Source organism: Mesorhizobium sp. M4B.F.Ca.ET.089.01.1.1, from assembly GCF_004022605.1.
Classification (GTDB): Bacteria; Pseudomonadota; Alphaproteobacteria; order Rhizobiales; family Rhizobiaceae; genus Mesorhizobium; species Mesorhizobium abyssinicae.
On sequence record NZ_RZOS01000351.1, the window covers coordinates 1 to 6,218 of the forward strand.

General features: G+C 58.2%; 5 protein-coding genes. All 5 read left to right on the forward strand.

The features are described 5' to 3' along the window. Window positions 1-106: 106 nt before the first annotated feature. On the forward strand, window positions 107-1,645 hold the full coding sequence (locus EN780_RS25285) for a trimethylamine methyltransferase family protein (RefSeq protein WP_126080626.1): 1,539 nt from the start codon (window positions 107-109) through the stop codon (window positions 1,643-1,645). A gap of 59 nt (window positions 1,646-1,704) precedes the next feature. After that, window positions 1,705-3,354, forward strand: a complete 1,650-nt coding sequence (locus EN780_RS25290) for an ABC transporter substrate-binding protein (protein ID WP_126080625.1) — start codon at window positions 1,705-1,707, stop codon at window positions 3,352-3,354. Between the two features lie 367 nt (window positions 3,355-3,721). Next, entirely contained in the window at window positions 3,722-4,594 is an 873-nt protein-coding gene (locus EN780_RS25295) for an ABC transporter permease subunit (protein WP_245466464.1), read from the forward strand. Between the two features lie 27 nt (window positions 4,595-4,621). Continuing rightward, window positions 4,622-5,593 (forward strand): glycine betaine/L-proline ABC transporter substrate-binding protein ProX, encoded by a 972-nt coding sequence (gene proX / locus EN780_RS25300; protein ID WP_126080623.1) that lies wholly within the window; start codon window positions 4,622-4,624, stop codon window positions 5,591-5,593. A gap of 86 nt (window positions 5,594-5,679) precedes the next feature. Beyond that, a partial coding sequence (locus EN780_RS25305) for an ATP-binding cassette domain-containing protein (RefSeq protein WP_128275647.1) occupies window positions 5,680-6,218 on the forward strand: 539 nt, incomplete at its 3' end.

The following is a 6,218-nucleotide window of genomic DNA, read 5'->3' on the forward strand; positions in this document are numbered from 1 at the left end:
CCTATCATCAGCAAGATACAAATCCGGCACGCCTTCTTAGACGGCGGGGCCACGAGTGTTTTAATGCGGGACGCCGGTCGTTCCGCTATCGCGGGCGAGGCTCTGAATGGACACTGACGTTCCCGCAAACCGACGCCGCGGAGGCCGGTCTTCGGTGGTTGCGGCACGGGAGGCTGAAAGAAGGCCGCGTGTCTCGACTATCAAGTACGGAATTCGACCTGTGGAGGCCGTCAACGCCGAACAGCTTGAGCGCATTCATCAGGCTTCGCTGGCGATCCTACGCGAGATCGGGATCGAATTCAGAGATGAGACAGCGATCAGGCAGTGGAAAGAGGCGGGGGCGGATGTCCGTGAACACCGCGTTCGCCTCGAGGCCGACATGGTCATGGATCTCATCTCCAAGGCCCCTTCCCGTTTTGAAATGACGTCTCGCGATCCGTCACAGCGTTTCGAGATCGCGCCAGATACAATGACTTTCGGCGTCATGCAGGGTGCGCCAAACATCCGCGATCTTCAGGGCGTGCGGCGCGCATCCACGATCGAGGATCTCCGGAACATGAACCGGCTGACCCAGATGCTGCCCGGTTTCCATATCGCGGGCGGGTTCACCTGCGAGCCGACCGACATCGCCGTGCCATGGCGCCATCTGCACATCAATCATTCGAGCCTGGTGGAAACCAACATGCCTTTCTTCGGTCTGACGACCGGAAAGCAACGTGCCGACGACTCGATCGCGATGGGCCAGATCGTGCATGGCAAGGCATTCATGGATCAGAACGCGGTGATGATCGGTCACGTGTCGGGCAACTCGCCGCTTGTCTGGGATTCGACCATGCTGGAAGGGCTTCGCGCCTTCGCCGACGCGAACCAGGTCGTGCTGCTGTCTCCATTCGTGCTCGGCGCCGCCAACACTCCCGCCGACATCCCCGCCACGATCGCCCAGTTGAATGCGGAGGCGCTCGCCGCGCTGGCCTATACTCAGCTTGCCGCGCCAGGCGCCAAGATGATCTACGGTCAATATTCCGTCTCGGTGTCGATGCGCAGCGGCGCCCCCATGTCCGGCATGCCGGAAGTTACTCTGATCAACGCCGTCATCGGACAACTGGCAAGGCGCTATAACGTGCCGTGGCGAACCACTGCGTCTCAATCCTCCGCCAAAACCTTCGATGCCCAGTCCGGTTATGAATCAGCCATCGCCTACATGTCCGGCGCCAGCGCCTGCTCCAACCTTATGATGCATGCCGGCGGCTGGGATGAAGCCGGTCTGGTGTGCTGCATGGCGAAGTTCATCGCCGATGCTGAACAGAACCTGCTCATCGAGAAATACGCGCGGGGCATATCATTCGAATATTTCGAGGATGCGCTCGAAGCCGTCCGCCGCATCGGACCCGGCGGCCACTATCTCGGAGATTCCTTCACGCTCAAGCGCTTCAAGGACGCGTTCATCGCGCCGGAGATCCTCGACTACCTAAGCTACGAGCAGTGGAAGGTCAAAGGTTCCAAGGACATGGCACAGCGCTGCAGGGAGAAGGCGACAGCAATCATCGCGAGCTACGAGCAGCCGCCGATGGACCCTGCCGTCCGCGAGGAACTCGATGCGTTTGTGGCGAAACGCCAGGAGGATATTTCCCCGAGCCTCGCCTAAGTCCAGCCAGGCGCCCATGAATAAATGGACCGGGAACAATAAAATTAGGGAGAAGAAACATGGCGTTTTTCAGAAGCAATGGGGATCGCGTTCCAGCTTCCATCGATAAGATGGCGAGCGAGGTCAAAGCAGGCACGATGGACCGGCGTGAGTTCCTTGCGCTTGCAAGTACATTCGGCGCCTCGGGTGCGATGGCCTATAGCCTGATCGGCGTGGCATTTCCCCAATCGGTGCGCGCCGCTGAACAGAAGAAGGGCGGAATTCTGCGCGTCTCAATGCCCGTCAAGGCGCAGAAAGACCCGCGTACCTATGACTGGGTGGAACTTGCCAACATCTCTCGTTGCTGGCTGGAGCCGCTCGTCCGTTACACACATGAGTTCACGTTCGAACCTGTTCTGCTGGAAAGCTGGGAGATCAATGAGGACGCGACGGAGTATGTCTTCCACGTCCGGAAGAGCGTCACCTGGAACAACGGCGATACATTCGACGCCGATGACGTAATCTTCAACATAACCCGGTGGTGCGAGAAGGGCGTCTCGGGCAACTCGATGGCCGCTCGTGTCGGGGGGCTTATCGATGCCAAGAACGGCAAGGCGAGAGATGGAGCGATCGTCAAGGTCGATGATTATACCGTCAAACTCGAGCTAAGCGACCCCGACATCGCCATAATCGCGAATTTCACCGACTATCCCGGGCTGATCGTCCACCCCAGTTTCGATGCCGGCGGCGCCGACCCAGTCACGAAGCCGATTGGGACGGGTCCATTTGAACTGGTATCCTACTTGGTCGGCAGCAAGGCTGAAGTCAAACGCCGGCAGGATGGCAAGTGGTGGGGCGGCGAGGCGTTGCTCGATGGCGTGCAGTTCGTCGATTATGGGACCGACTTCCAGGCGACGGTGGCTGCTTTCGAGTCCGGGGAGGTCGATCTCAATCTGGAGACTCCGGCTGACTTCATCGACATTCTGGACAAGATGGACCTGGTAAAATCGGAAGTCGCAACGGCAACGACGCTCGTGTGCCGCACCAACACCGCCCACAAACCATATGACGACAAGAAGGTCCGAAACGCGCTGCAGATGGCGGTCGATAACAACGCTGTCCTTCAACTCGGCTATGCAGGGCGGGGAACGGTCGGCGAAAACCATCACGTCAGCCCAATTCATCCGGAATATTATGCTCTGCCCAAAAAGAGCCGGAACGTAGAGGGCGCGAGGAAACTCATTGCTCAATCCGGACATACAGACTTCGAGCATGAGTTGATCTCGATCGACGAGGATTGGCAGAAAAACACCGGGGACGCCATCGCGGCCCAGCTGCGCGAGGCCGGTTTCAAGGTCAAACGTACTGTGCTTCCGGGTTCGACATTCTGGAATGACTGGTCAAAGTACCCATATTCGCTGACCGTCTGGTACATGCGCCCCCTCGGCGTTCAGGTTCTTGCATTGGCCTATCGCACTGGCGAAGCCTGGAATGAGACCGCTTATTCAAACCCCGAGTTTGACGCCAAGCTCAAGAAGGCCTTCTCCGTGAGTGACGCTGCCGAGCGCAAAGAGTTTATGAAGAACATCGAGGACGTGTTGCAGGACTCCGGAGTGATCATCCAGCCGTTCTGGCAAAGCCTCTTCGGTCACATGAACAAAAAGGTCCAGAACTACGTAATTCACCCGACGTTTCAAATGGATCTGCAGAACGTCTGGCTCGCCGCCTGAAGGCTCCAGTCGAGCACGCCGACTGGAGGGCAGGCCTGGTCCGGAGCGTGGTGTCCAGATGGACGTCGTCGGGTGAACAGGACGGTGAAGTCTGGACGATGGCACCATGAAGCAGGGAGAACTGCGCATCTGTCGGTAACGGTGCGACCTGCTCAGGAATAGAAGAGTAGCTCTACCTGCCGTAGGGCCTTGCGGAATCCGGAGCACCTATTGCACACAACTAACTTTAGCGCGACGCCGCGATATTCCCCTGGACCCTGGTGGCGTAGCAAGTTTTCGAGCGAGAAAGCTTCTGGAGAACAGCAACATGGGTAAGTGCGGAATACTAGATCCTTTTGAGTGCGGGGTAATCCCTCTCGCTGATTGGATGACTATCGGGCTGCGCTGGGTTGTTGATCACTACAGGCCGTTCTTTCAATCGGTCAAGGCGCCCTTCGACCTTCTACTGCAGTGGTTCGGCATAGCGCTCCATTCGGTTCCTCCGGTCGTGATGATCATCGTTGCGGGCCTGGCGGCTTGGCAGTTCGGCGGACGGAAGGTCGCCGGGGTTATCGTCGGCGCTCTCATCTTTATGGGTCTCATCGGCGTCTGGCAGGACGCCATGACGACGCTTTCAATTGTGCTGACTTCGCTCGTCGTAGCGGTGATGCTTGGCATTCCGCTCGGTATCTGGGCGGCGCGGAGCGAGCGAGTATTTGTGGTGATGCGTCCGATCCTTGACGGGATGCAGACCATTCCAGCGTTCGTCTACCTGGTTCCCATTGTGATGCTCTTCGGTATCGGCAACGTGCCGGGCGTGATCGTTACGGTAATTTTTGCGGTTGCGCCGCTGATCCGCCTTACGAACCTCGGCATACGGCAGGTACCGGAAGAGGTGATCGAAGCCATGCGCGCCTTCGGCGCTACGGAGCGTCAGCTTCTGTGGAAGGCTCAGCTGCCGCTTGCGCTACCCACCGTCATGGCCGGCATCAACCAGACGCTGATGATGTCGCTATCGATGGTGGTCATCGGTTCGATGATCGCTGTTGGTGGACTGGGCCAGACGGTGCTGCGCGGCATAGGCCGTCTTGATGTGGGTTTGGCGACAGTCGGGGGCCTGGGCATCGTCGCGCTGGCCATCGTGCTGGATCGCTTCACGCATTCGCTGTCGACACAGAAGCGAAGGCCGGGCGAGCTCTGGCATCAAGGTCCGGTGGGACTTTTCAGGGCCGTCACCTTAACAACTAGTCACAGAAGCTGAGCAATTTGCTCACACAGGGAGGAAACGATGAAGATAAAATGTGTGGCGCTGGCCATGGCCGTGATGGCTGGCTATGCGGTGCCGGCAATGGCAGATCAGGTCATGCCGGCCTGGAGCGGAGCGACAGAAGAGCTGTTCCAGACATTTGTCGTGGATGAGGGTCTCAAGGAGCTCGGCTATAACATAGCTGACCTGACCCAGGTTCAAGTTCAGCTGGCGCATACCGCTGTAGCTAACGGCGATCTCACCTTTTATGCGGTGCACTGGGTTCCGCTTCACGACACTTTCTGGAAAGCATCAGGCGGCGATGAAAAGCTGATGAGCGTCGGCACCCTAATCAAGAACAGCCTGCAGGGCTATCTGATCGATAAGAAAACGGCCGACGCCACTGGCATCAAGTATCTTGAGGACCTCAAGGATCCCGAGAAGGCCAAGCTTTTCGACATCGACGGGAATGGAAAGGCAGACCTCTACGGTTGCGAACCGGGGTGGGGCTGCGAACGCGTGATCGAGCATCAGCTCGACGCCTATGGCCTGCGTGATACCGTCGAGGAAAAGCAAGGCGGCTATTTCGCCATCATTCCTGACGCGATCGAACGCATCAAGGCTGGCAAGCCGACACTGTACTACACTTGGACGCCGCTGTGGGTATCTGCCATTCTCCGCCCAGGCAAGGAGGTTGTCTGGCTCAACGTCAAGAACACCTCTCTTCCTGACGCGGAGACCGGCAACACAGTTGTTGAAGGCCTCGGGAATCTTGGCTTCGCCGTGAACGACCAGAAGATCATCGCCAATACGACTTGGCTGAAAGCCAACCCGAAAGCCAAGAAATTCTTTGAGCTCGTGCAGATCCCGATTGCGGACGTCAACGCGGAAAATCAAAAGGTTGCCAATGGTGAAAAGAGCAACGAGCAGATCATGAAACACGCAACCGACTGGATCGCCGCTCACCACGCTGATTGGGAAAAGTGGATCGCTGAAGCCAAGGCCGCCAAGTGAGGCTCTGAGGTTTAAATCGGCCGGCGGCATCCGCCGGCCGATTACGGTCTGAAGATAGGCACAACACACTATCGAGAGTTCCGCACATGACTATACCCGCCATCGTCTGTTCCGGCTTGTGGAAAATTTTCGGGACGCGCAAAGGGAAAGCCCTCGCGGCGGCCCGCGATCGCGGGTTCAGCAAGAGGCAAGTCCTTGAAGAATTCGATTGCGTTCTGGGTGTGGCCGATGTGTCCTTCTCGGTCGAGCCCGGCGAGATCTTTTGCATCATGGGGCTGTCCGGCTCAGGGAAATCGACGCTTGTCCGCCATCTCAATCGGCTGATCGAACCAACCGCAGGCGAGGTTCGGATCGGCGGAAATGCCATCAACAAACTTTCGCCGTCTGAACTCCGGACCCTTCGCTCAGAGACGGTCGGCATGGTCTTCCAGCACATGGCGCTGCTGCCGCACCGCACCGTCTACGACAATGTTTCCCTCAGTCTCGAACTCCGAGGCAAATCACGCAAGGAGTGCCGCCGCGTGGCGGAAGAAAACCTCAAGCTCGTTGACTTGAGCGGTTGGGGCGAGCGTTACCCGGACGAGCTCTCGGGCGGGATGAAGCAGCGGGTGGGGCTTGCCCGTGC